Below are 22671 nucleotides of genomic sequence, written 5' to 3' on the forward strand. Positions count from 1 at the left end.
TGAAGCTCCTGGTCCGCCATCGGGCCGGGGTGTTGCCGCCGATTTGCCGCCATGTCCGAAAGTTAAGACTTTCCGCATTGTTAGGCAAGTGTCTTTATGTGAACTTAACATTCTCTGACAGACCATCGTGCCTACATTCCGCACAGCAAAAAGAATATTGCCGTATTTCAAGAGTATCGGCTCAAAATGCCTGAACACGATGGCAAAAAATAAAAACACATAAAAAAAGCGCCTTGCGGCGCCTTTCCCTTGCTGAGCTTAAGCCACCCATTGGCGCGCATTGCGGAACATGCGCATCCATGGCGAATACTCGCCCCATGAGTCCGGATGCCAGGATTGCTGCACCGAGCGGAATACGCGCTCAGCGTGCGGCATCAATACCGTAAAGCGGCCGTCATCGGTAGTGACGGAAGTAATGCCTTGCGGCGAACCGTTAGGATTGTAAGGATAGGCTTCGGTCGCCTGGCCCTGGTTATTGACGAAGCGCATTGCCACGTTCGCCCGCGCGATATCTCCGGTCGTGGAGAAATCGGCAAAGCCTTCACCGTGCGCTATGGCAATCGCAGTTTGCGTACCGGACATGCCCTGCATGAAGATGGACGAAGACTCCATGACCTCCACCATGGCAAAGCGGGCCTCGAACTGCTCCGATTTATTGCGCGTGAATTTAGGCCAGGCCTGTGCGCCAGGGATGATGGATTTCAAATTGCTCATCATCTGGCAACCGTTGCAGATGCCAAGGCCAAAGGTATCGCCGCGATGGAAGAATTCAGAGAACTGCTCCGCCATTTTTGCATTGAATAAAATGGTCTTTGCCCAGCCTTCACCAGCGCCCAGCACGTCGCCATAGGAAAATCCGCCCACTGCAATCAGGCCCTTGAAATCGGCCAGCCTTGCACGCCCGGCGATCAGGTCGCTCATATGCACGTCGACAGCAGTGAAACCGGACTGGTGCATGACGTAGGCGGTTTCTATATGCGAATTGACGCCCTGCTCGCGCAGGATGGCGACCTTTGGACGCACACCTGTAGCGATGTAAGGGGCAGCGATGTCCTGTTGCGGATCGAAAGTCAGCTTCGGCTGTATGCCAGGATCCTTGGAGTCCAGCAGGCGAGCATATTCAGCGTCCGCACAGGCGGGATTGTCGCGCAAGCGCGCAATCTGCCAGCTGGTCTTGCTCCACAGCTGGTGCAGCTTGACACGCGGCTGGCTATAGATCTGCTTGGCGTCACGCGTGAACTCGATCACGCCGCTGTCATTGGCCTTGCCGATGATATGGCTACAAGCGCCCAGCTTGTGGGTGCGCAGCACGTCCATGACTTCCGACCTTTGCTCAGTGCGCACCTGTATGACTGCACCGAGTTCCTCATTGAACAGCGCACGCAGTGTCAGGTCGTTGCGGCGTTCAGCCACCTGCCCTGCCCAGTTCTTGGAGTCACCCCAGTCGGAAGCATGTTCGCTTTCCATTGCAAGGATATCCAGGTTGATCGCCAGGCCGCTACGGCCGGCGAACGCCATTTCGCACAAAGTGGCGAACAGGCCGCCGTCGGAACGGTCATGGTAGGCCAACAGCTTTTGTTCGCTGTTCAGTTGCTGGATGGCGGCAAAGAAGGCTTTCAGGTCTTCTGCACTATCCACGTCCGGCGTCTGGTCACCGAGTTTTTGCATGACCTGTGCAAAGGCAGATGCTCCGAGGCGGTTTTTGCCGCGGCCCAGGTCGATCAGGATCAGGCTGGTATCGCCTGCGTCCAGCCGTATTTGCGGCGTCAGCGACTTCCTGACATCATAGACCGGCGCAAATGCGGAAATAATCAGCGATACCGGCGACGTCACGGACTTTTGCTGGTCGCCGTCTTTCCAGGTAGTACGCATGGACAGCGAATCCTTGCCGACCGGAATACTGATGCCCAGTGCAGGGCACAGTTCCATGCCGACTGCTTTCACCGTATCGAACAATGCGGCATCCTGGCCCGGCTGGCCGCAAGCCGCCATCCAGTTGGCGGACAGCTTGATGTCGGAGATATCCCTGATAGGCGCGGCAGCGATATTGGTGATGGCTTCGCCGACTGCCATACGGCCCGACGCAGCGGCGTTAATCACCGCCAGCGGCGTGCGTTCACCCATGGACATCGCTTCGCCCAGATAGCCTTCCAGGCTCATCGCAGTGACGGCGCAATCCGCCACCGGAACCTGCCATGGCCCCACCATCTGGTCACGCACCGACATCGCACCGACGGTACGGTCACCTATCGTGATCAGGAAAGATTTGTCGGCCACGGTAGGCAGGCTGAGGATGCGCTGCGATACGTCCAGCAGGTCCATGCCGGTCAGGTCTATCGCCGGGAACGCAGTATTGACGTGGCTGACGTCGCGGTGCATTTTCGGCGGTTTGCCCAGCAAAACATCCATCGGCATATCCACCGGTGAATTGCCATGCTCGGGATCGATGACTTTCAGCTGGCGTTCTTCGGTCGCCGTGCCGACCACTGCAAACAGGCAGCGCTCGCGTTCGCAAAAATACTGGAACAGCGGCAGGCTTTCGGGCGCGATGCCCAGCACATAACGTTCCTGGGATTCATTGCTCCAGATTTCCTTAGGCGCCATGCCGCTTTCTTCCAGCGGCACTTTGCGCAGGTCGAAAATCGCGCCGCGCTTGGCGTCGTTGGTGATCTCAGGGAAAGCATTCGACAGGCCGCCCGCCCCTACGTCATGGATGGACAGGATGGGATTGGCATCACCCAGTTGCCAGCAGGCGTTGATCACTTCCTGCGCGCGTCTTTCCATTTCTGGATTGCCGCGTTGTACCGAATCGAAGTCGAGGTCGGCTGTGTTGGTGCCCGTCGCCATCGACGAAGCGGCGCTGCCGCCCATGCCTATGCGCATGCCGGGGCCGCCCAGCTGGATCAGCAGGCTTCCTACAGGCAGGTCATTTTTCTTCGTGTGCTTGTCCGAGATACTGCCGATACCGCCGGCAATCATGATCGGTTTGTGGTAGCCCATCACCTGGCCGCCCACGTTCTGCTCATACGTACGGAAGTAACCGCCCAGGTTGGGCCGGCCGAATTCATTGTTGAACGCTGCGCCGCCCAGGGGGCCCTCTATCATGATCTGCAATGCCGAGGCGATGCGGTCAGGCTTGCCGTACACGGCTTTACCGGCTTCGCCGGAGACTGTGTCGCTTGCGTTTTCCCAGGGCTGCAAGGCATCCGGCAACATCAGATTGGAAACGGTAAAGCCGGTCAGCCCGGCCTTGGGCTTGGCGCCGCGCCCTGTCGCACCTTCATCGCGGATTTCGCCGCCGGCGCCAGTGGACGCGCCGGGGAAAGGCGAAATTGCAGTCGGGTGATTATGCGTCTCCACCTTCATCAGCGTATGTGTCAGCTCTTCCGACGAAGCATAGGTATTGCCCTGCTCCGCGCCGCGCGGATAAAAGCGCTGCACACTGGCGCCTTCCATGATCGAGGAATTGTCGCTGTAGGCGACGATTGTGCCTTTGGGCTGCAGCAGATGGGTGTTCTTGATCATTGCAAACAGCGACTTGTCCTGCTTTTCGCCGTCGATGGTCCAGTCCGCATTGAATATCTTGTGGCGACAATGTTCGCTATTGGCTTGCGCGAACATCATCAGTTCGACGTCGGTAGGATTGCGTTTTGCCTGGATGAATGCATCCGCCAGATAATCGATCTCGTCATCAGACAGGGCCAGGCCCAGATCGGTATTGGCGGCAACCAGCGCGCCCTTGCCGCCGCCCAGCACGTCAACAGACTCCAGCGGCCTGGCTTCCAGTTCTTTGAACAGGCCGGCAGCAGCGTTTTTATCTTGCAGCACCATCTCGGTCATGCGGTCATGCAGGATCGCCATGACGGCCTGCCTTGCCTCTTCAGTCAATTTCTTGGCGCCGCCCAGCAAGCCGGTTTTCAACTGCACCGCATAGCTGACGCCACGCTCTATCCGCTTGATGTGCGACATGCCGCAATTATGGGCAATGTCAGTCGCCTTGCTCGCCCATGGAGAAATCGTGCCGAAACGGGGAATGACGATGAAGGCTTCAACGTCTTCAATGGCAGAAAACGCATCACCGTAGGTCAGCAGGGCATTCAAGCGCCCCTGGTCATCGGCGCTCAGCGCAGCGGCGCTATCGACAAAATGGAGATAGCGTCCGGTGACGCCGTTAATATTGGCATCGACAGCTTGCAATTTGGACAAGAGACCTTGGGTACGGAAGGCAGACAGGGCATTAGAACCTGGCAATATCAACATGGCGAGAGAGAAAGTGATGCAAGGTGCTTGCAGCCGGGCAAAGCAGCGCGGGTAAAACATAAGCCTGCAGCAAGCAACATCGCGGGTTGGATCAGAAACCGGGATTATACCGCGACGACGCCCCTAAGCTCCACCCGCTGTCAGGTGAAATACCCCGTGGCGGGCAAACTCGTCCTAAAAATCGCCTGCATTGGCGGCTTTTAGCGGACTCCTGGCATTAAAGGTGCAATTTTGATACCAAAATCACCGACTGGATAGTATCGCCGGATGTCATCGAATATCGCCGACACTCGCAGGCTCATAGCATTTTGCGGTAAACGACAAAACCGGATTTTTCGGCGACCTGATCGTACAGACGCATCGCCTGTACATTGGTTTCATGCGTCTGCCAGTAGACGCGCTGGGAACCTGCATTTTTTGCGTGTGCGTATACATGGGCGATAAGGGCGCCGCCTAAGCCTTTACCGCGCGCCGTTTCCAGCGTGAACAGATCCTGCAGATAGCAGGTCGGGGCAATGTGTGTAGTGCTGCGGTGATACAGGAAATGTGCAATGCCGATCAGTTTGCCGTCCAGCTCAGCCACGATGGCATGCATGGGCTCATGGGAATCGAAGAAACGGTTCCACGTCATGTCGCTCACTTCCTGCGGCAACGCAGTGTCGCCATGCCTCCCATAAAACGCATTGTATTTTTCCCATAGGATTTTCCAGCATGGGTAGTCTGACTCCTGCGCCGGGCGCACGGTGACGTGGTCATTCATAGTGCCTGCTTTCTCTCTAAAGAATATTGTCTTCGACACTGCCCTTGCCCTGTGGAGAGGAGCATCGTGAGGCAGACGATAAACGCAAAGGCCGCAGGATGAAAGAGCCAATATTGCCGGGATTGACATAGCCAATCCGGCTGCTGCCAAAGCAAACAGTTGTACCCCCAGGCTGTTGAGACTAACTTGCCGGGCTTCTACCGAAGCCGGCGGAAATCCGGTATATTTTTGGCATCCGCTATTTTTTCTTTTTCCTTTTCCCTTTTCCGTCAGGCGTTCCATGACCACTTTTCCCCTCCCTACCATCAACGCACCAGGCGGGAATTCGCGCCAGGCCGGCATTGAAGCCAGCCTGCATGCCGCCGCGCAAAGCAAGTCCATATTCACCAGGCTGTACCCCGAAGCCGCAACAGCTGCCGCCGTCTATGCGGACGACATGCAGGCAGCCGGTGCAGCGCCATTGTCGGCCATTGCGGGCCTGCCGGTTTCGATCAAGGATTTGCTGGATGTCGCAGGCGAACCCACGCTGGCGGGCTCTGTCGTTCTGAAGGATGCGGCACCTGCCATAAAAGATGCCGCGGTGGTCAGCCGCCTGCGCCGCGCGGGGGCGGCAATCGTCGGCAAAACCAATATGACGGAATTCGCATTTTCGGGTGTGGGGCTAAACCCGCATTACGGCACCGCCGCCAATCCAGCAGACCGGCAAGCGCAGCGCATACCCGGCGGTTCCTCTTCCGGCGCAGCGGTGTCGGTAGCCGCCGGCATCTGCGTTGCTGCCATCGGTTCAGACACCGGCGGCTCAATACGTATTCCCGCGGCACTGTGCGGGCTGACCGGCTTCAAACCGACTGCGCGCAGGGTTCCCGCCACGGGCGCCCTGCCCTTGTCCACCACGCTGGACACGATTTGCGCGATGGCGCATACCGTCGGCGACTGCATCGCCATGGACCGCATCATCGCCGACAAGGTTCTGGACATCCCGGTACTTCCGCTAAAAGGTCTGCGGCTGGCGGTGCCGCAAACCCTGATGCTGGATGACCTGGACAGCCACGTAGCCTCTACCTTTGCGCGCACGCTGTCGCGTCTGTCCGCTGCTGGCGCCGTCATCATTGAAGCAACGATGGCGATGTTGCCGGATTACCGTCCGCTAGGCATGTTCTCTGCCGCAGAAGCCTATGCATGGCACAGGCAGCTGCTGGCCAGCCGGGAAACAGGCTACGACCGGCGCGTCTCCAAACGCATCAAGCTGGGGGCGGCTTTGAGCGCAGCAGACTATATCGATCTGCACACAGCAAGAAAACGCTGGATCGCAGCCATGGAAGCGGAGTTCTCGCTGTTCGACGCAGTCATCATGCCCACCGTCCCCATCGTCGCGCCGCTGATTGCGGAACTGGAAGCTTCCGACGATGCCTTCTTTGCCGCGAACTCACTGCTGCTGCGCAATACCGCAACCATCAATATCCTCGACGGCTGCGCCATCTCCATCCCCTGCCATGAAGCCGGCAGCCTGCCCGTGGGACTGAGTATCGCGGGAACGGCCAATGCGGACAGCCGCATCCTCGCCGTGGCTTTGGCGGTGGAAGCGGTACTACGGCGCTCTTGAAAGTCGGCTGGCCATCCAAAAAAGCAAACGGCCCGGATGTTCAGTCCGGGCCGTAGCAAAAAAGAAAACGGCGTCTTTTACAGCAGCGCAAACAGCGACAGCGAAGACGTTGAGATAAACGACTTCTGTGCAGCCTGCAGCGTAATCTGCTGCTGCGTCAGCAATGTAATGGCTTTTGCGTAGTCCAGATCCTGGATGTCCGACAACGCAGATTTGTAATTGATATTCTTGCTGGAGCCGTCATCGTCCAGCGCATCGATCTCAGCCAGGCTGGAGCCTACCGTCGTACGCGAATTGCTGACATTGTCCAGCGACTTGTCGATATTCGTATTCGCCTGCGCCAGCGCAGCCTGCAGGTCATCCTTGTCCTGGGGATTGGTTCCAGGCCCGTTCAATGCATTGATGATGTCCTGGAAGGTTTCAAAAATATTCTGGTTACCCGGCTGCACTGAGAAACGGTCTCCTGCTGCCGGTGGCACTGTCGTACCGCCTGGCCCTGTGGTGTCGCTCAGCGTCATGTCGATGCCATCCACCGTCACCGTTGTGCTGGGGCTGGTATATGCCTGTGCAGAAGCAACGACATTGCCAGTCGTCGTGTCGGTGACGTTAAAGGTCGCCGGGTCCGTAAATACGATACTGTAGTTATGACCGGTCAATACGGCGGGCGGAACCGTTGGGGTCGCGGTATTGACTGCAGCAATCGTCTGCGTGCCGGTATTGGCGGCATTGGCGCGTGTATTGAAGCTGCCTGCAGAAGCGCGGATGTTGCCGAAAATTGCTGGGCCGATATCGCTCAGCGCCAGCTGTCTTGAGGTATCCACCTGCAGCGTACGCTGTCCCTGATCGCCGTTGTATGTAGCGCCGCCGGCCGTCTGCGTATACGGCTGGGTGGTCGTCGCATAGCCGGAAAACATATAGTCGCCAAAGCCGTCGCGAGAATTGGCAAGGCCCAGCAAGTCGTTCATGGTGCTTTGCAGCTGTGTCGCATAAGACGCTCTGTCGCTGGCGGACAACGCGCCGCTACCGGCGCTGACGACCAGGCCCTTGGCATTCTGCAGCAGCGTCGTCACGCTGGCCAGCGCGCCTTCCGTTGTATTCAGGCTACCTTTGACGGTATTGCGGTTTGCAGCCAGATGATCGTTGATGGCTTCGGATTGTGAAATAACCAATGCGCGCGCAGAACCGATCGGGTCGTCGCCCGGATTGAGTATCTTGGTATTGGCGGAGATCATTTGCTGCGTCCGGTACAGATTGGACTGCAGGTTGCTGATCTGGGAGCCGCCTGTTTCAAAAATCGTGTTCGTACTGATGCGCATAATAAAACCTTTTCAACTGCCGTCTTGCTTGATCAACGATGCATCAACGATTAACGCCAATCAACCGCCGATGGTGAGGAGCGTCTGGAACATCTGGCTTGCAATCTGCATCACTTTTCCCGCTGCTTGATATGTCTGCTGATAACGCAGCAAATTAGTTGCTTCTTCATCCAGGTTGACCCCGGATTCCGACTGCTGCGCTGCCGTCGCCTGCGCCAGCAAGGCCGTCTGGGCAGCACCGGTCGTCTGTACTTCGGCAGTCTTGTTACCGATCTGCGCAACCATCTGCGCATAGGCATCCGTATAGCTTGCCGTGCCGCCGATCAAACCCTTCTTGTCCTGCAGGCCCGCCAGCAGATTGGAATTGCGCAGATCGCCGACGGGATTGGCATTCAGCGATACATCGAACACATCCTTATCGCCCGGCGTACCGGAGAGGCTCACGGTCATGCCGCCAAAGCTGTAGGTCGCGCCGTTGGCATACGGGACGCTGGTGCCTGCTGGATAGGTGGTAGCAGTACCGTTGATTGTCGCAGTGATCGGATAGGCCGCCATGGCGGCATTCGGCACCAGCGTATTGGTCGCCGAGTCAAAGCTGAATTCCAGCGGTGTGCCGGCCACCACGCTGCCTTGCACAAATGTGGAATCGACCGAACCGGCGCTGATCTTGCCTGTGCCGGTATTGGTGGAGGGAACGGAGGTGCTGATAGGGGCCGCTGCGGCAATCTTTGCCGGATCGGTTGACGCCACGCTGAAAGCGGATGCACCGTTCGCAGTAGGCCTTACCAGGTAGCTGTCATTGGCATTAGGCGTGCCGCTGGGCATATCGAACACCACGCCGTCCACTGTCACAGGAAAGGTGGCCGTGGTCGTGGCGTTGCCGTCGGAAAGCCGGGTGATCTTGAAGTTGGTGCCGTCAAAGCGCACGCTATAGTCGCTGCCGGTCAAGGCATTGACACCGGTATTGCCGCCAGTGGTCGGCTCGAAACTCGCGGTCAGCGCGCCGGTACCGGTATTCAGGCTGCTCGGTGCCACGGAAGGCTGGGCAACCGAGAAAATATCGCCGCCCGGAACGCCGTTCAGGTCCAGGCCCAGTTTGTTCTGATTATTGAACTGGGTCGCCAGGCCGATTGCCACGCGGCCAAGCTGGTTCTGCGCCACATCCAGCGTGTTGGCGCGGAATTGCAGCAAACCGCCGAGCGATCCACCCTGGATCGCATTTTCACCCAGTTGGGTAAAGCTTCCATTCGCTCCGGAAATCGCGATCTCCACCCTTTGCGGATCGGTCGGCGAAGTCGTTGCCTGCAAGACCTGCGCATCGGAGCCAAGCACTAATGGCTGGCCGGTGCCTATCGTTATATTGTAGGCAGTTCCTTGTTTGACGACATTGACGTTGACGATCTGGCTCAACTGGGTCACCAACTGGTCGCGCTGATCCAGCAAATCATTCGGCGGGCCGTTGCTGGAGCCGCCGGCTTCTGCTTTCTGGATTGCGTCATTCAGCTGCGCAAGCCCCTGCGCATAACCGTTGATGGTGGTAATGCTGCTGGTAATCTGGCCATTGGTATCGGCGCCGATTTCATTCAGGCGGCCTTGCAGGCTCTGGAAGCGCGAGGCTAGCGTCTGCGCCTTGGAAATGATATCGGTCCTGTTAAACGAGCTCGTCGTACTGAAAGCGCTGAAAAAATCGCTGACAGCCGGCGACAGGCCTGCAGAAGCATCTGCAACCAGGTTGGCAACCTGGGTAATCTGGCTGGCGTAGGTATCCAGTTCGCTCTTGGAAGAAGTTGCAGCGTTGACCTGCTGCTGCAGAAACTGGTCGTAGACGCGTTTGACAGTGGCAACCTGCGTGCCCTGGCCTACAAAGCCAAAACTGTATTGTTGCGCTGGATTGGAAGCCTGGATAACGACTTGGCGGTTATATCCTGGAGTTGATGCATTGGCAATATTATGGCCGGTGGTGGCAATGCCGATCTGGGCGGCCTGTAACGCACTGGATGCAATGCTATAAATGTTTGACATAATATTGTTGCGTTCTCTCGGTAACCTACATACGAGTTTTCGGCCTGATCCACGAAAACTTTAATAAGCCTTGTTAAACCATCTTATTTTTTTGCAAATAGATGTCACGCCGACAAGGTTTGATTGATGATTTTGCTCAGTTTATTCCCATATTGCGGATCAGTTGCATAACCGGCTTTTTGCAGCCCATAAGCAAAGCTGGTGGCATCTTTGGCATTTGCAATGACATTTTCATAACGCGGATTCGTCGTCAATAGCTTTGCATAGTCCTTGAAGGCGTCGCTGTACGAATCATAGGCCTTGAATTTCTCCACTTTCTTATGTGCCACGCCATTCACGTACTCAGTGGTGACGGCGTCAACGGTCTTGCCCTTCCAGTCCTTGGTTGCTTTCATGCCGAAAATGTTGTGCGTGGCGCTGCCGTCGGCGGATTTGATCTCCTTCTTGCCCCAGCCGCTTTCCAGCGCCGCCTGGCCTATCATGAATTTGGCAGGAATGCCGGTTTCCTGGCTGGCGGCTTCGGCGTCGTCGGCCAGCTTGTTCTGGAATTCCCTTACGTGGCTGAGCCGCGCCGACTTGCCTGAAATATCAGTAACGCTGGTCGTTGCGGTCGAACTTGCTCTCTGGCTGGTCAGGTAAGACTCTATCGCTTTGGCATTGGTGCTGCTGTCAGCGGCATTGCCGGGCTGCATCATCTTGCTGGCCGCATTGTTCGACAGCTGCCTGACCAGTGCATCGGCCAGACCGACACCTTTGCTTGCCATGTTTTGGGACAGTTGCTGGTCCAGCATGGAAGTATACATGCGGGTCTGTTCGTTTTCGAAAGGGCTCTCGGTCGAAGCGCTGGCCTGGCGCATGGATTTCAACATCATATTCATGAACAGGCCTTCGAACTGCTTCGCGGCGGCTTTCAGCGCATCGGGCGAATTGTCCTTGGCCGATTGCTTGAGGCTGTCCAGGCTTTTGCTGTCGAAGGCGGCCTTGTCGCTGATGTCTGCGCGAGAAATCATCCTGTGCTCCCGTCCTTAGATAATTTCAAGATCGGCGCGCAAGGCGCCGGAGGCTTTCATCGCCTGCAAAATCGCCAGCAAATCCTGCGGCTTGGCGCCGATGGCATTGAGGGCCTTGACCACTTCCGCCAGCGATGCGCCGGCTTTCAGCACGACCAGCTGGCCGGCTTCCTTGTTGATGGAAATAGTGGAATTTGCCGTGGCGGCAGTCTGGCCGCCGGCCAGTGCATTCGGCTGGCTGACGGCATTGTCGGTATTGATCACGACGGATAAATTGCCATGCGCGACCGCGCAGGAATCCAGCGTGACCGCCTGGTTCATGACAATGGAGCCGGTACGCGCATTGAGGATTACCTTGGCCTGCATCTGCGCCGGTGTGACGTCTATGCTTTCCAGGTTGCCAAGGAAGCTGACGCGCTGGTCATTGGCCACCGGTGCACGCACCTGTATCACGCGGCCGTCCAGTGCCGCCGCAGTCTCGGGGCCGAAGCGGCGGTTGATCGCATCAACGACGCGGCTGGCGGTAGAAAAATCGGTAGTATTCAATTCCAGATGCACCAAGTTGCCCTGTCCCAGCGGCGATGCAACAGCCCTTTCCACCGTGGCGCCGGCGGAAATACGGCCTACGCTCAGGTGGTTGACCTGCGCGGAACTACCGTTGGCGGAAGCGCCTACCCCGCCAACGACAATATTCCCCTGCGACATCGCATAGATCTGTCCGTCCACGCCTTTCAGCGGTGTCAGCAGCAAAGTGCCGCCGCTGAGGCTTTTTGCATTACCCATTGAAGATACGGTTACATCCAGCGCCTGGCCCGGCTGCGCAAACGGCGGCAACGACGTCGTCACCATGACCGCTGCCACGTTTTTCAACTGCAGGCTCGTCGCTGCAGGCAGGCTGACACCCATCTGCTGCAGCATATTGACCACGCTCTGCACGGTAAACGGAGTTTGTGTGGTCTGGTCGCCGCTGCCGTCCAGGCCTACGACCAGACCGTAACCGATCAGCTGATTCTGGCGTACCCCCTGGATGCCGGCCAGATCCTTCAGGCGTTCGGCATGCGCAAACGGGCCGGCGACGGCGCAAACCAGCCCCAAACCGAGGATGGCGAGCTTGATCAATCTGGAAGGGGTTACAGCGTTCATCATCATTCTCAATTAAACCGTGGCACATCAGCAAACATTGTCATAGCGGAACAAAGCTCAGGAAGAACCTGTTCAGCATGGAATTGATTTCCGCCTTATCCACCTTGGTTGTAGAACGGTATTCAAAGCGGGCATCGGCGACCTGTGTCGACGCGACCACGTTGCCGGCGGCGATGGTCCGGGGATTGATCACGCCGGAAAACCGCACGTATTCGGCCCCCTTGTCGAAGCCCAGCTGTTTTTCGCCGCTGACCATCAGGTTGCCGTTGGACATGACATCGATCACTGTCACTGCAATGACGCCGTTGAAGGTATTGCTGGAAGTCTGGGCGCCTTTGTCGCTGTACTGGTTGGAACCGGTGCTGGACGCGCTCGCCCTGGACGTAATGGAACTGGGCAAGCCCAGCAATGACGGCGCGCCAATGGACACCGAACCGGATTTGCTGCCGGAGCTCGCCGCTGTCTTGCCCGCCGAAGTATTTTCACTGATCGAAATGGTCAGTGTATCGCCGACCAGCCTTGCCCGCGCATCTTCAAACAATGGACGGTAAGAAGCATTCTGGAAGATAGCGCCATTCATTTCACGCTGCGGCAATGCGCTGGGCGGCGTTGCCGTCATTGGCTGACGCACGATAGGTTCAGGCACAGTGGAGCATGCGCTTGATACCAGTCCTGCAACCAGCACTACGGCGAGTTGAGCAAAACCTGCGCCTGCGGAAAAAGATGAAAATAATTTCATGGCACACTCACATTACATTTGCGTCAGGCGCTGCAGCATCTGGTCGGACGTCGTGATCGCTTTACTGTTGATTTCGTAGGCGCGCTGCGTCTGTATCATGTTGACCAGCTCTTCCGCCACGTTGACGTTCGATGACTCGACATAATTCTGTGCGACCGAACCCGCGCCGTTGGTGCCGGGCGTATTGGTGCTGGGAGCGCCAGAAGCCGATGTTTCGGTGTACAGGTTTTGTCCCAGCGACAGCAAGCCGGTGGGATTAATAAAGGTTGCGACCTGGATGGAGCCTACCTGGGTGGAAGCAACTGTACCCGGCTGCGTCACCGATACCGTGCCATCCTGCCCGACGGTAATCGTCAGCGCATTGGCGGGAATGGTGATCGCCGGCTGGATCACATAACCGCTGGAAGTCACCAGTTGACCCTGGTTATCGGTTTGGAAGGAGCCGTCGCGGGTATAGGCGGTTGTACCGTCCGGCATCAGCACCTGGAAAAAACCCTCGCCCTGGATCGCCATGTCTTTGCTTCCGGCGGCCTGCAGGTTGCCTTGCGTATGGATACGTTCAGTCGCTACCGGACGCACGCCGGTGCCGATTTGCAAACCGGAAGGCAGCTGCGTCTGCTGCGAGCTTTGGGCGCCGGGCTGGCGTATGTTCTGGTATAGCAGATCCTCAAACACCGCGCGCGAACGCTTGAAGCCGGTCGTACTGACGTTAGCCAAGTTGTTACTGATAACGTCCATCTGGGTCTGCTGCGCATCCAGCCCTGTTTTGGCTATCCATAGTGAACGTATCATTTTCTTTCTCCTTGTTGCTTCTGCAAGTACACCGCTAACACGATTGCTTCAAATTGCCTCATTACTACTATCGACAGGCCGCTGCGAGAACAATTGCTGCCGGAAAGCCGAGCCATGACGACACCTTACTGTAACCCGCTTATGTTCAGCTCAAAGCGAGGATCTGATCTGCTTTTGCAGCGTTACTCTCAGCGTTTGTCAGCATCTTCATTTGCATTTCGAAGGATCTGCCCAGGTTGATCATCGACACCATTGCCTCGACAATATTGACATTGCTGTTTTCCAGCGTGCCGTCTGCAACAGTGACATTGGCATCGGCCTGTGCAGGCACGCCATCCTTGGTCTTGAACAGGCCGTCGTCGTCGCGCACCAGGTTGTTTTCATCCGGGTTGACCAGCTTCAGCCGGCCCAGCACATTGACTGCATTCTGCTGGCCGGTATTGGGTATGCTGGAAATCGTGCCGTCTGCACCTATCGTCAGGTTGACGTCCGGCGGTATCGTGATCGGACCGGTATCGCCCATGACGTTGAGGCCGCCTTGTGTTTGCAGCACGCCGTTCTCATTCAGCTTGAGACTGCCGCTGCGCGTATAGGCTTCGCTGCCGTCCGGCTGCTGCACGACGAGCCAGCCCTTGCCTTGAATGGCGACGTCCAGCGTGCGCCCTGTCATCTGCATGCCGCCCGTGGAAAAGTCGGTGCCCACGGTGGAATCAACGACAAAGGTGCGCGTGGGCAGGCCATCGCTGATGACGGGAACCGCCCGGAAAGAATCCAGCTGTGCGCGAAAACCCGTAGTGGAAGTGTTGGCAAGATTGTGCGAAGTCGTCGCCTGCTGCTCCATGATGTGCTTCGCACCCGTCATCGCCGTATAAATTAAGCGATCCATCCTGCCTCCCCTTTGCTGTTGGCCATTGCCTGTTGCTTAGCTTACTTATCTAACCTGATCCAGCCGGATTACCTGAGATTGACCAGTGTCTGCATGATCTGGTCTTCGGTCTTGATCGTCTGCGCATTCGCCTGGTAGTTGCGCTGCGCCGTGATCATGTTGACCAGTTCGCCGGTCAGGTCGGTATTGGAATCTTCAGTGGCTGAAGAAGTCAGGCTACCGAGGCCGCTGACGGAAGGCGCACCGGACAATGGAGGTCCGGATTCCGAGGTTTCCAGCCACTGGTTGTTACCGATAGACTGCAGGCCGTTATCATCCGTAAAATTGGACAAGACAACCTGGCCCAGTTTGGCGGTCTGGCCATTGGTATAGGTACCCAAGATGGTGCCGTCCTTGCCGGTATTGAACTTGGACAATTTACCCGAGGTGAAACCATCCTGATGCAGCGCATTCAGGCTGTAGGCCGCACCGAACTGCGTACTGTTGTTGACGCTAAACGTGATTTGCTGTGCCGCAGCGCCCGATGCCTGCGTAATCGCGCTTAGGTCCATGCCGAAGTTATACAAAGGCGAGGTAACCGGCACCGTAGCGGCGGGATCCAGCTTGCCCAGGGTATCGAAGGACAGTTGTCCGATCTGGCCACCAGCGGGAGCAGCGGGGTCCGTGGATGGAACTGCAACCCCATCCAGTGTGGCGAACATATCCCAGGTTCCTGGGCCAGTTGCGCCAACGGCTGGGCCGGTTTTGACGTAAAAAACCTGCAGGCTATGCTTATTGCCCAAGGTATCGTAGACATCCACCGGTTCGGACTGGGTATAGCTGTTCGGATCAGCCGAATTAAATGGGGTTACCGTCGGCAGAGTCGCCCGGGAATCCAGGTTGACCTGCGTATCGGCCTCTGTCGTCACTTTCGGATCCAGGTCTTTGGTGTCGATATGCAGCGGCACCGGCGTACCAGCCAGGATCAGGCCTGTGCTGGATACTGGATAGCCGGTCAGTTGCAAACCCTGTGCATTGGTAATGAAGCCGTCGTCATCCAGATGGAACTGGCCATTGCGCGTATAACTGATCGCGCCATTGTCCGACATGCGGAAAAAGCCCGCGCCGCTAATCGCGATATCCAGCGGATTGTCGGAAGGCGTGATGTTCCCCTGCGTGAACTGCTGCGCAATCGCTGCAACTTTCACACCGATACCGACCTGCCCCGCTCCCGATCCATTCAGGGAGTTTGCATAGACGTCGGCAAACTGTGCCTGCGCCGCCTTGAAACCTACAGTCTGCGCATTGGCAATGTTATTGCCAATGACGTCCAATGATTTGGAAGATGCGTTCAGGCCGCTCAAGCCTTGTCCAAAACCCATGATTAACTCCCTTTAATTTGCATGCCGGCAGGCACGCGGATAATTCAATAAACCAAACAAGACGGATAAAAACTGATCAATAAACCTGCATCACGTCGGACAAGCCGATTTCGCCGATATTGGCGACGGATAATTTCACGCCGGAAGTGCTGGACGATACGCTGGAGACCACGCCGAATCCCAGCGAAGTCGCATCCACCGATTTTCCCGCCGACGTCGCAGAAATCTCAAACGTGTAGGAGCCATCCTTGGCGGCCGTGCCGGCATCGTTCTTGCCGTCCCAGGTCAATGCGTTGACACCGGCGTTCATCGCGCCCAGGTCTTGCTTGCGAACGACCGCGCCGGTTGAATCCTTGATGGTGACTGTGACGTCGCTGACATCCTGCGGCAGACTGACGCCGTAGATCGCGGCGCTTGGGCTGTCGTCGGCCGTGCCGGTTTTGGCCAGCGTCATCGCAGAGCCCGCAGCGAGTACGCCGTGGTTGATCATGCCGGCCGCCTGCAGAATCTGGGCCGACTGCATGTTGGTGCCCAGCGACTGCACGGTCGTGTTCAATTTGTCGATGCCGGTTACGGTCGACAACTGCGCCAGCTGGGTTGTCACCTGTGCATTGTCCATGGGATTCAATGGATCCTGGTTCTGCATCTGCGTGACCAGCAGCTTCAGGAAGGTATCCTGCGCATCCTGCGTCGTATTGGTAGCGGCGGGCTTGCCGTTCATGGCTGCCAGCAAAGCTGGATCGACGGCGCCTGGGGATTGTACGGACATATTATTTACCTTTTAAGCTTATTGACCGATAGTCAGGGTTTTCAACAGCATGGTTTTCGCGGAATTCATCGTTTCAACGTTGGTCTGGTACGAGCGCGATGCGGAAATCATGTTGACCATTTCCTCTACTACATTCACGTTGGGCATCGCCACATAGCCCTTTTCGTCCGCCAACGGATGCTTGGGGTCGTACACCAGCTTGGGCGGCGTGCCGTCTTCGACAATTTCCTTTACCGCGACGCCAGTGGAGGGCGTACCGGCCATTGGCGTGGCACTGAACACGACCTGCTTGGCCTTGTAAGGCTGGCCATTGGAGCTCGTGACGCTGTCCGCATTGGCCAGGTTGCTGGAAACCACGTTCAAGCGCTGCGACTGAGCGCTCATTGCAGAACCGGCGACGTTAAACACATTAAATAGCGACATGATGATTACCCTTGAATTGCGGCGAGCATGCCTTTGATCTGGCCGCTGATCATCGTCAGGCTGGCTTCATAGCGCAGCGCATTGTCGGTGAACTGATTCTGCTCTACGTCCATGTCCACGGTATTGCCATCCACCGCGCCCTGTATGGTGCCGCGATACTGCGGCTGGCCACCGCCGGTACTTCCCCTGATATCGAGATGCTGCGGCGAAGTCTTGGCCAGCTCCGACGCCGCCTGGTTGCCATTGCCTGCACCGGTATTGGCGCGGCCCAGCGCATTATTCATTGCTGATGCAAAATCAATATCTTTGGCTTTATAATTAGGCGTATCCGCATTTGCGATGTTGGATGCAATCAGCTGCTGCCGCTCGCCCCGCACGCTCAGTGCGGTCGTTTGAAAGCGCAGATAATCATCAAGCTTGCTCACCATAATTTTCTCCCTGTTTCCTTACCGCAGACTGCCTGTGTCGCCGACCATCAAACGGTTTTCGATACCTTGCATGTTAAGTATCCGGCCTCAAGCTTGATCGGCAGATAAAGACCGCAAAAACCTGTCTGTTCAATGGTTCGAATCGGCAGGCAAATCATAGAATCTAGCCATGCCTCCTGCCCCGGCACGATCTATGTTTCCGGCATTTAGCATTAAGGCAAGATCGAAGGCAATGATGAAAAAACTATGCACACTGGTGTTGATGGCAATTTGTCCATTTGCGTGGCCGCAGACCGCTGCGCCGGCACAGGACAAGGCTGCCGTCCGGCAAGCTGCGGAAGAGTTCCTGAAAACCCAGTCTATCGGACAACCGGGCGAAGTCAATATCAGCCTAGGCCAGATCGATAGCCGCCTGAACCTTGCGGCATGCGCCAATCTGATGCCTTTTTTGCCACAGGGCAGCAAACCGTGGGGCAAGATCAGTGTCGGCGTGCGCTGCACGGCTCCTGTCTCCTGGACCATCTACATGACGGCCAATGTCCAGGTCACGGGCGATTACTATGTTGCCGCCGGAGCAATTTCCCAGGGTCAGGTCATTACGGCGTCGGATCTGAGCAAGGTTAAAGGGGATCTGTCCTCCCTGCCCTCCGTCGCAGTCACGACCCCCTCTCAGGCAGTGGGCAAAACCATGTCGATGTCAGTGGTATCCGGCAGTTTATTGCGCGTGGACAACCTGCGCAGTGCGCCAGTGATCCAGCAAGGCCAGTCGGTCAGGGTGACCAGCAAAGGAACAGGTTTCCAGGTTTCCACCGATGCGCTGGCGTTGAACAATGCAGGCGAAGGCCAGGTGGTGAAGGCCAGGACTGCATCCGGAGCGGTGTTGAGCGGGGTTGCAAAAGCGGGTGGACTCGTAGAAGTAAGCTATTGAAAGATATGTTCCTAAAAGTAACAAACACATTAAAACCCCATGCATACCAGGACAACCGGCAAAATATTTCCGCAAGTAATGTTAAAGTTTAAAATAACACAGCCGATATACATGCTGTAGATGTATATGAATCCCATAAGTGAGGGTAACGCTGTGAAAATTGATGACGCACTGAAAAAAACCGGAGGACTGCCCGCCAGCAGTCCGGCGCAAGCCCGTACCGACAAGACTGCCGACAAGGCGGAGGTAGCCACTACCCCGTCTCATAACGTGCAGATTTCGAATCTGTCCACACAATTGCAAGGCCTGCAGGGTGCGCAGGCAAGCAGTGGCGTATTTGAGACGAAGAAGGTGGAAGAAATCAAGCAGGCAATTTCAGAGGGCCGGTTCCAGGTCAATTCTGAAAAGGTCGCTGACGGACTCCTGGATACCGTTAAAGACCTGTTAAATTCTAGAAAACGCTGATAATGAATACGACGATCACCAGTCTGCATCAATGCCTCGAAGAAGAAGTAAAAGCGATGGCATCTTTGGCTGAATTGCTGGAGAAAGAACAGGCTGCGCTCGTCGATGGAAAAGTGGAAGATCTGTCCAAGGTGACCGTCAATAAAGTGCGCGTCATCACGGACATTTCCGAGCTGGAAAAAATTCGCGCCAGACAGCTGATGACCCTGGGCTTCAAGGCCGACAAGGAAGGCATGCAGGCGTGGCTGAAACAAGTGCCGGCCGAATCGGATACCGGGCGCTGCTGGACCAAGCTGCTGGAAATCACTTCGAAGGCGAACGAAAACAACCGCACCAACGGCATCCTGATCAACAAGCACATGAATTACACACAGAGTGCGCTCAAGATACTGCAGCAAAATGATCCGGTAGCCGGCTCACTCTATGGTCCTAGCGGCCACACCACTATCAACAAGACCTCCGGCCGCGGTTTCGCCGCGCGCTAAGCCACTGCGGGCATAGCGCCACTGAGCGTAGCACGTGCATGAAATATGCCGTGCATTGCCTGCCACAGATCACCCTGAATTGACAAAGCTGCGCCGCAATCTGCGTCAACGCTTTGCTATCCTGCTGGCAGTCCGCTTGGGGGGGGGATAATGCGCTTGATTCAAGGTGCCATGCTTTGCACTGGCTTGCTGGCGATTCAGGTTAAGGGCCGGGTGCTTTCTTTGCCGGCGGCGCGACAGGGACATCCACGGCAGTATCCGGCAGCAGCGCGAGTATCGTTACGGTGACGCGGCGGTTCCGGGAGCGTCCGTCCGGTGTATCGTTAGAGCCCACAGGCTGCTTCGGCCCCTGCCCTACCGCGGTCAAACGTCCTTCGTCAACGCCGTTCTCGGAAAACAGCCTGACGACGGTGCTGGCACGTACCGCCGACAATTCCCAGTTGGACGGATAGACCGGATTCTTGATGGGGACATTGTCGGTATGACCTTCCACCTGAATCGCGTGGTTATCGCTCTTCAGCACAGAGGCGATGGCCTTCAGCGCCTGGTTGGAATCTTCATTGAGCTTGGCTTCGCCCGGAGCAAACAGCACGCTGGCATTGATATCGATCGTCACACCGCGGCTGGTCTGGGTAACGCGTACCTTGCCCTCCCTTACCAGCGGCTCCAGCACAGCCAGAATGTCCCTGGCAACGCCGGTCATCTGCTCGCGCTCCTTGTGCAAGGCCTCGGTATTTTTCCTGACAATGGGAAGCGGGTCCAACTTGATGGTGGGAGAAGGCGGTACCTCGGGCTGCTTCGCGGTTGTCGTGATCAGCACCTTACCGAAGGCGCCGGTCAGCGCATTCGACAGCACCCTGTACTTGCCTTCATTAAGGGAAGAGATTGCATACATCACGACGAAAAAAGCAAACAGCAGCGTGATGAAGTCGGCGTAAGACACCAGCCACCGGTCGTGGTTTTCAGGTTCTTCCTGGTATTTTTTGCGCGCCATATCTGTGCCTGGCGCTATGCTTGGCGGTGGTTGGCCAGCCGCTCTTCCACAATGCGCGTACTGTCGCCCAATGCGATGCTGAAGAAGATATCCGCCAGCATTTCCCTGCGCGTCACCTCACGTATGACGATTTCCTTGAGTTTATTGGAAACCGGGATAAAAAACAGGTTGGCCAGCCCAACACCGTAGATCGTCGCCACAAACGCCACCGCAATACCCCCGCCTAGCTTGCTGGGGTCGGTCAGGTTTTCCATCACATGGATCAGCCCCAGCACCGCGCCCAGGATCCCCACCGTGGGCGAATAGCCGCCGGCCGATTCCCATACCTTGACTGCCTGGCGCTGCTCCATCTCGTATAGCGAGATGTCCACGTCCAGTATGTCCTTCAGCCGCGTGGGGTCAATGCCATCAATCACCAGCCGCAGCCCCTTGGCAATGAACGGATCCTTGGAAGACTCCATGTAGCGCTCCAGGCTCAGGAAACCCTCGCGGCGCGCAACGCTGCTCCAGATCATTGCATCCTGTATCGTCTTCTTGGTATTGTCTTCGGGTGCGGTAAATATCCAGCGCAGCATCTTGACGCCGCGGATGAAGACCGGCATCCGGCTCTGCAGCATCACGGCGCCTATCGTTGCCACCACGACGATGACAAACGCCGCCGGCTGGATCAGCGAAGAGATGCGGCCGCCTTCCAGCACCTGGCCGAACAGGATGCCGACGGCGACGAGTAAAAGTCCTGCTAGGCTAGACCAGTCCACGCTCTGTCCCTTAAAGATGCCCTGAGGCGGGCGACCGCCTGGCTATGGAGTTGCGATACGCGGGATTCGGAAACCCCCATGACCGCGCCTATTTCCTTCAGATTCAGTTCCTGCTCGTAATACAGGCCCATCAGCAGTTTCTCTCGCTCCGGCAGGCTGTCGATCGCATGGATGACGGCATCGCGGAAATCGCCGTGCAGCAAGTCCTGCAAAGGATCGCCGGACTGGTCGGACGTGTAATGGTCGAGAAAATGCTCCTTGGTGTCCGCATCATGAAAGTCCTCGTAGTACACCAGCTGGTGGCCGCCGCTATCTCCCAGCATGTCCTGGTAATCGCCAAGCGAAAGCTTGAGCTGCTTGGCTACTTCGGTCTCCAGCGGTGGACGGCCCAGTTTCTGCTGCAAGGCATTCATGGCGTTTTCTATCTTGCGCATGTTCTGGCGCACGCCGCGCGGCAGCCAGTCGCTATTGCGCAACTCGTCCAGCATGGCGCCCCGTATCCGCTGTATGGCATAGGTTTCGAACTGGGCGCCGTGATTGTCTTCATAGCGGTTGATCGCATCGAGCAGGCCTATCATGCCGGCCTGCACCAGGTCATCCACCTCGACGCTGGGCGGCAACCTGGCTTTCAGCTGGTAAGCGAGCCGCTTGACCAGCGAAGCATGCTCCGTAAGTAAGAAATTTTTATCCGATTTTCCGCTAGCGGTGTACATATTCATTACGTTCCGAGACGAACACCTATCTCTGGCAATCCTTGCAAACTTAAAGTCGAACGGGCGGTCAGCGCTATCTGCTCTGCCAGCTTGTAAAAAGCCAGCGATGCACCTGCCAGCGGAAAAGCGTCGATGACCGATCTTCCCAGGTGCGCTGCTTTTTTCATATGCTCGTCTTCGGGCACATATCCCACAAAATGCAAAGGCACGGCCAGGTATCTGCTCGCCGCCTGCGCCATATTGGTATACACCAGTTTTGCTTCTTTTTCTGTCGCCCCGGAAACGATGATTCCATAGGAGCGCCTGCCTACCCGACTGTTCACCCGCTTGATCAGGCCATAGGCTGTTTTAATTGTTGCCGGATTTGCCGATACCTGCATTACGACCTCGCTTTCATCCAGGGATGCAAGAGGAAATGCGTCATTGATGTCGATTTCACTGTCGACAATCACCAAGTCCGAGCGATTAACCGCGATATCGAATACCCGCGACAGGCGCCGGGCATTTTCGCTTGGAATACTGGACGACACAGGGGCATATTTTGCAAGCATCGCCACCGATAGTCCAGCAGACACTATTTTAATCGCGTCTTGCATTGTACGCTGTTGTCTTGCAACGTCCAACAGCGTCTGGTCCGGATTTGCATTTAACCACGCTCCTATGCTGTCGGCAGACGCGCGGGCGTCGACCATCAGGATATTTTTACCCTGGCGCGCCAAAGACACGCCGAGGTTAACCAGCATGCCGCTCTTCTCGTCTTCCCGCAATGCGGATAATACCGTCACCACCCTGGGTTTAGGGCCTTCCAGCATGCGG

At 56.7% G+C, this 22671-nt stretch carries 21 protein-coding genes; 4 read left to right on the forward strand and 17 right to left on the reverse strand.

Features of this window, described 5'->3' with window-relative positions; genetic code table 11:
• Positions 1 to 258: 258 nt before the first annotated feature.
• Both purL and ACO0LO_RS00605 read right to left on the reverse strand, forming a co-directional pair.
• Complete coding sequence (gene purL, locus ACO0LO_RS00600; protein ID WP_422962257.1) at positions 259 to 4260, reverse strand: phosphoribosylformylglycinamidine synthase; 4002 nt, start codon at positions 4258 to 4260, stop codon at positions 259 to 261.
• Positions 4261 to 4558: 298 nt separating this feature from the next.
• Entirely contained in the window at positions 4559 to 5020 is a 462-nt protein-coding gene (locus tag ACO0LO_RS00605; protein WP_422962803.1) for a GNAT family N-acetyltransferase, read from the reverse strand.
• Positions 5021 to 5300: 280 nt separating this feature from the next.
• On the opposite strand from ACO0LO_RS00605, the gene ACO0LO_RS00610 reads away from it, so the two are divergent.
• A complete protein-coding gene (locus ACO0LO_RS00610; RefSeq protein WP_422962258.1) occupies positions 5301 to 6623 on the forward strand; it encodes an amidase in 1323 nt (440 codons plus the stop codon).
• A 77-nt stretch (positions 6624 to 6700) separates the two neighbouring features.
• Here the strand turns inward: ACO0LO_RS00610 and flgL are convergent, their stop codons facing one another.
• The 11 genes from flgL to flgB form a co-directional block, all read right to left on the reverse strand.
• Positions 6701 to 7939, reverse strand: a complete 1239-nt coding sequence (gene flgL, locus ACO0LO_RS00615; RefSeq protein ID WP_422962259.1) for a flagellar hook-associated protein FlgL — start codon at positions 7937 to 7939, stop codon at positions 6701 to 6703.
• Positions 7940 to 7999: 60 nt separating this feature from the next.
• Positions 8000 to 9961: a flagellar hook-associated protein FlgK gene (gene flgK / locus ACO0LO_RS00620; protein WP_422962260.1), complete on the reverse strand. Its 1962-nt coding sequence runs from the start codon at positions 9959 to 9961 to the stop codon at positions 8000 to 8002.
• Positions 9962 to 10065: 104 nt separating this feature from the next.
• On the reverse strand, positions 10066 to 10971 hold the full coding sequence (gene flgJ, locus ACO0LO_RS00625; protein ID WP_422962261.1) for a flagellar assembly peptidoglycan hydrolase FlgJ: 906 nt from the start codon (positions 10969 to 10971) through the stop codon (positions 10066 to 10068).
• A gap of 15 nt (positions 10972 to 10986) precedes the next feature.
• Positions 10987 to 12117, reverse strand: a complete 1131-nt coding sequence (locus ACO0LO_RS00630; protein ID WP_422962804.1) for a flagellar basal body P-ring protein FlgI — start codon at positions 12115 to 12117, stop codon at positions 10987 to 10989.
• A gap of 37 nt (positions 12118 to 12154) precedes the next feature.
• A complete protein-coding gene (locus ACO0LO_RS00635; protein WP_422962262.1) occupies positions 12155 to 12853 on the reverse strand; it encodes a flagellar basal body L-ring protein FlgH in 699 nt (232 codons plus the stop codon).
• A 12-nt stretch (positions 12854 to 12865) separates the two neighbouring features.
• On the reverse strand, positions 12866 to 13645 hold the full coding sequence (flgG, locus tag ACO0LO_RS00640) for a flagellar basal-body rod protein FlgG (RefSeq protein ID WP_422962263.1): 780 nt from the start codon (positions 13643 to 13645) through the stop codon (positions 12866 to 12868).
• A 145-nt stretch (positions 13646 to 13790) separates the two neighbouring features.
• Positions 13791 to 14531 (reverse strand): flagellar basal-body rod protein FlgF, encoded by a 741-nt coding sequence (gene flgF / locus ACO0LO_RS00645; RefSeq protein WP_422962264.1) that lies wholly within the window; start codon positions 14529 to 14531, stop codon positions 13791 to 13793.
• Between the two features lie 68 nt (positions 14532 to 14599).
• Entirely contained in the window at positions 14600 to 15892 is a 1293-nt protein-coding gene (flgE, locus tag ACO0LO_RS00650; RefSeq protein ID WP_422962265.1) for a flagellar hook protein FlgE, read from the reverse strand.
• 76 nt (positions 15893 to 15968) lie between these two features.
• On the reverse strand, positions 15969 to 16661 hold the full coding sequence (locus ACO0LO_RS00655; RefSeq protein ID WP_422962266.1) for a flagellar hook assembly protein FlgD: 693 nt from the start codon (positions 16659 to 16661) through the stop codon (positions 15969 to 15971).
• Between the two features lie 18 nt (positions 16662 to 16679).
• Complete coding sequence (flgC, locus tag ACO0LO_RS00660; protein ID WP_422962267.1) at positions 16680 to 17084, reverse strand: flagellar basal body rod protein FlgC; 405 nt, start codon at positions 17082 to 17084, stop codon at positions 16680 to 16682.
• Positions 17085 to 17089: 5 nt separating this feature from the next.
• A complete protein-coding gene (gene flgB, locus ACO0LO_RS00665) occupies positions 17090 to 17512 on the reverse strand; it encodes a flagellar basal body rod protein FlgB (protein WP_422962268.1) in 423 nt (140 codons plus the stop codon).
• A gap of 232 nt (positions 17513 to 17744) precedes the next feature.
• Here flgB and flgA point away from each other — a divergent pair, with 232 nt between their 5' ends.
• The 3 genes from flgA to ACO0LO_RS00680 all read left to right on the forward strand — a co-directional run bounded on the left by flgA (position 17745) and on the right by ACO0LO_RS00680 (position 19390).
• Positions 17745 to 18440 carry a flagellar basal body P-ring formation chaperone FlgA gene (gene flgA, locus ACO0LO_RS00670; RefSeq protein WP_422962269.1) on the forward strand — a complete coding sequence of 232 codons (696 nt, stop codon included), beginning with the start codon at positions 17745 to 17747 and terminating at the stop codon, positions 18438 to 18440.
• 153 nt (positions 18441 to 18593) lie between these two features.
• Positions 18594 to 18905 carry a flagellar biosynthesis anti-sigma factor FlgM gene (gene flgM, locus ACO0LO_RS00675; RefSeq protein ID WP_422962270.1) on the forward strand — a complete coding sequence of 104 codons (312 nt, stop codon included), beginning with the start codon at positions 18594 to 18596 and terminating at the stop codon, positions 18903 to 18905.
• 2 nt (positions 18906 to 18907) lie between these two features.
• Complete coding sequence (locus ACO0LO_RS00680; protein ID WP_422962271.1) at positions 18908 to 19390, forward strand: flagella synthesis protein FlgN; 483 nt, start codon at positions 18908 to 18910, stop codon at positions 19388 to 19390.
• Between the two features lie 202 nt (positions 19391 to 19592).
• On the opposite strand, the gene motD is transcribed toward ACO0LO_RS00680, so the two are convergent.
• From motD to ACO0LO_RS00700, 4 genes are read right to left on the reverse strand one after another with little or no spacing between them, the layout of a single operon-like run.
• Entirely contained in the window at positions 19593 to 20384 is a 792-nt protein-coding gene (gene motD / locus ACO0LO_RS00685; protein WP_422962272.1) for a flagellar motor protein MotD, read from the reverse strand.
• 14 nt (positions 20385 to 20398) lie between these two features.
• Positions 20399 to 21142, reverse strand: coding sequence for a flagellar motor protein (locus tag ACO0LO_RS00690; protein ID WP_422962273.1), 744 nt, complete (start codon positions 21140 to 21142; stop codon positions 20399 to 20401).
• A complete protein-coding gene (locus ACO0LO_RS00695) occupies positions 21124 to 21855 on the reverse strand; it encodes an RNA polymerase sigma factor FliA (RefSeq protein ID WP_422962805.1) in 732 nt (243 codons plus the stop codon). The genes ACO0LO_RS00690 and ACO0LO_RS00695 overlap by 19 nt, the downstream gene beginning before the upstream one ends.
• 5 nt (positions 21856 to 21860) lie before the next feature.
• Positions 21861 to 22667: a MinD/ParA family ATP-binding protein gene (locus tag ACO0LO_RS00700; protein WP_422962274.1), complete on the reverse strand. Its 807-nt coding sequence runs from the start codon at positions 22665 to 22667 to the stop codon at positions 21861 to 21863.
• Positions 22668 to 22671 lie beyond the last annotated feature (4 nt).

The organism is Undibacterium sp. TJN25 (assembly GCF_049339885.1).
Taxonomy (GTDB): domain Bacteria; phylum Pseudomonadota; class Gammaproteobacteria; order Burkholderiales; family Burkholderiaceae_D; genus Undibacterium.

Bases quoted from the DNA above. Each gene is read 5' to 3' on its own strand.
- flgG (WP_422962263.1), bottom strand. From the start codon at position 13,645: ATGATACGTTCACTATGGATAGCCAAAACAGGGCTGGATGCGCAGCAG.
- flgJ (WP_422962261.1), bottom strand. From the start codon at position 10,971: ATGATTTCTCGCGCAGACATCAGCGACAAGGCCGCCTTCGACAGCAAA.
- ACO0LO_RS00680 (WP_422962271.1), top strand. From the start codon at position 18,908: ATGAATACGACGATCACCAGTCTGCATCAATGCCTCGAAGAAGAAGTA.
- flgB (WP_422962268.1), bottom strand. From the start codon at position 17,512: ATGGTGAGCAAGCTTGATGATTATCTGCGCTTTCAAACGACCGCACTG.
- flgC (WP_422962267.1), bottom strand. From the start codon at position 17,084: ATGTCGCTATTTAATGTGTTTAACGTCGCCGGTTCTGCAATGAGCGCT.
- flgE (WP_422962265.1), bottom strand. From the start codon at position 15,892: ATGGGTTTTGGACAAGGCTTGAGCGGCCTGAACGCATCTTCCAAATCA.
- motD (WP_422962272.1), bottom strand. From the start codon at position 20,384: ATGGCGCGCAAAAAATACCAGGAAGAACCTGAAAACCACGACCGGTGG.
- flgK (WP_422962260.1), bottom strand. From the start codon at position 9,961: ATGTCAAACATTTATAGCATTGCATCCAGTGCGTTACAGGCCGCCCAG.
- purL (WP_422962257.1), bottom strand. From the start codon at position 4,260: ATGTTGATATTGCCAGGTTCTAATGCCCTGTCTGCCTTCCGTACCCAA.
- ACO0LO_RS00610 (WP_422962258.1), top strand. From the start codon at position 5,301: ATGACCACTTTTCCCCTCCCTACCATCAACGCACCAGGCGGGAATTCG.
- flgF (WP_422962264.1), bottom strand. From the start codon at position 14,531: ATGGATCGCTTAATTTATACGGCGATGACGGGTGCGAAGCACATCATG.
- ACO0LO_RS00630 (WP_422962804.1), bottom strand. From the start codon at position 12,117: ATGATGAACGCTGTAACCCCTTCCAGATTGATCAAGCTCGCCATCCTC.
- flgA (WP_422962269.1), top strand. From the start codon at position 17,745: ATGATGAAAAAACTATGCACACTGGTGTTGATGGCAATTTGTCCATTT.
- ACO0LO_RS00635 (WP_422962262.1), bottom strand. From the start codon at position 12,853: ATGAAATTATTTTCATCTTTTTCCGCAGGCGCAGGTTTTGCTCAACTC.
- ACO0LO_RS00695 (WP_422962805.1), bottom strand. From the start codon at position 21,855: ATGTACACCGCTAGCGGAAAATCGGATAAAAATTTCTTACTTACGGAG.
- ACO0LO_RS00655 (WP_422962266.1), bottom strand. From the start codon at position 16,661: ATGTCCGTACAATCCCCAGGCGCCGTCGATCCAGCTTTGCTGGCAGCC.
- ACO0LO_RS00605 (WP_422962803.1), bottom strand. From the start codon at position 5,020: ATGAATGACCACGTCACCGTGCGCCCGGCGCAGGAGTCAGACTACCCA.
- flgL (WP_422962259.1), bottom strand. From the start codon at position 7,939: ATGCGCATCAGTACGAACACGATTTTTGAAACAGGCGGCTCCCAGATC.
- ACO0LO_RS00700 (WP_422962274.1), bottom strand. From the start codon at position 22,667: ATGCTGGAAGGCCCTAAACCCAGGGTGGTGACGGTATTATCCGCATTG.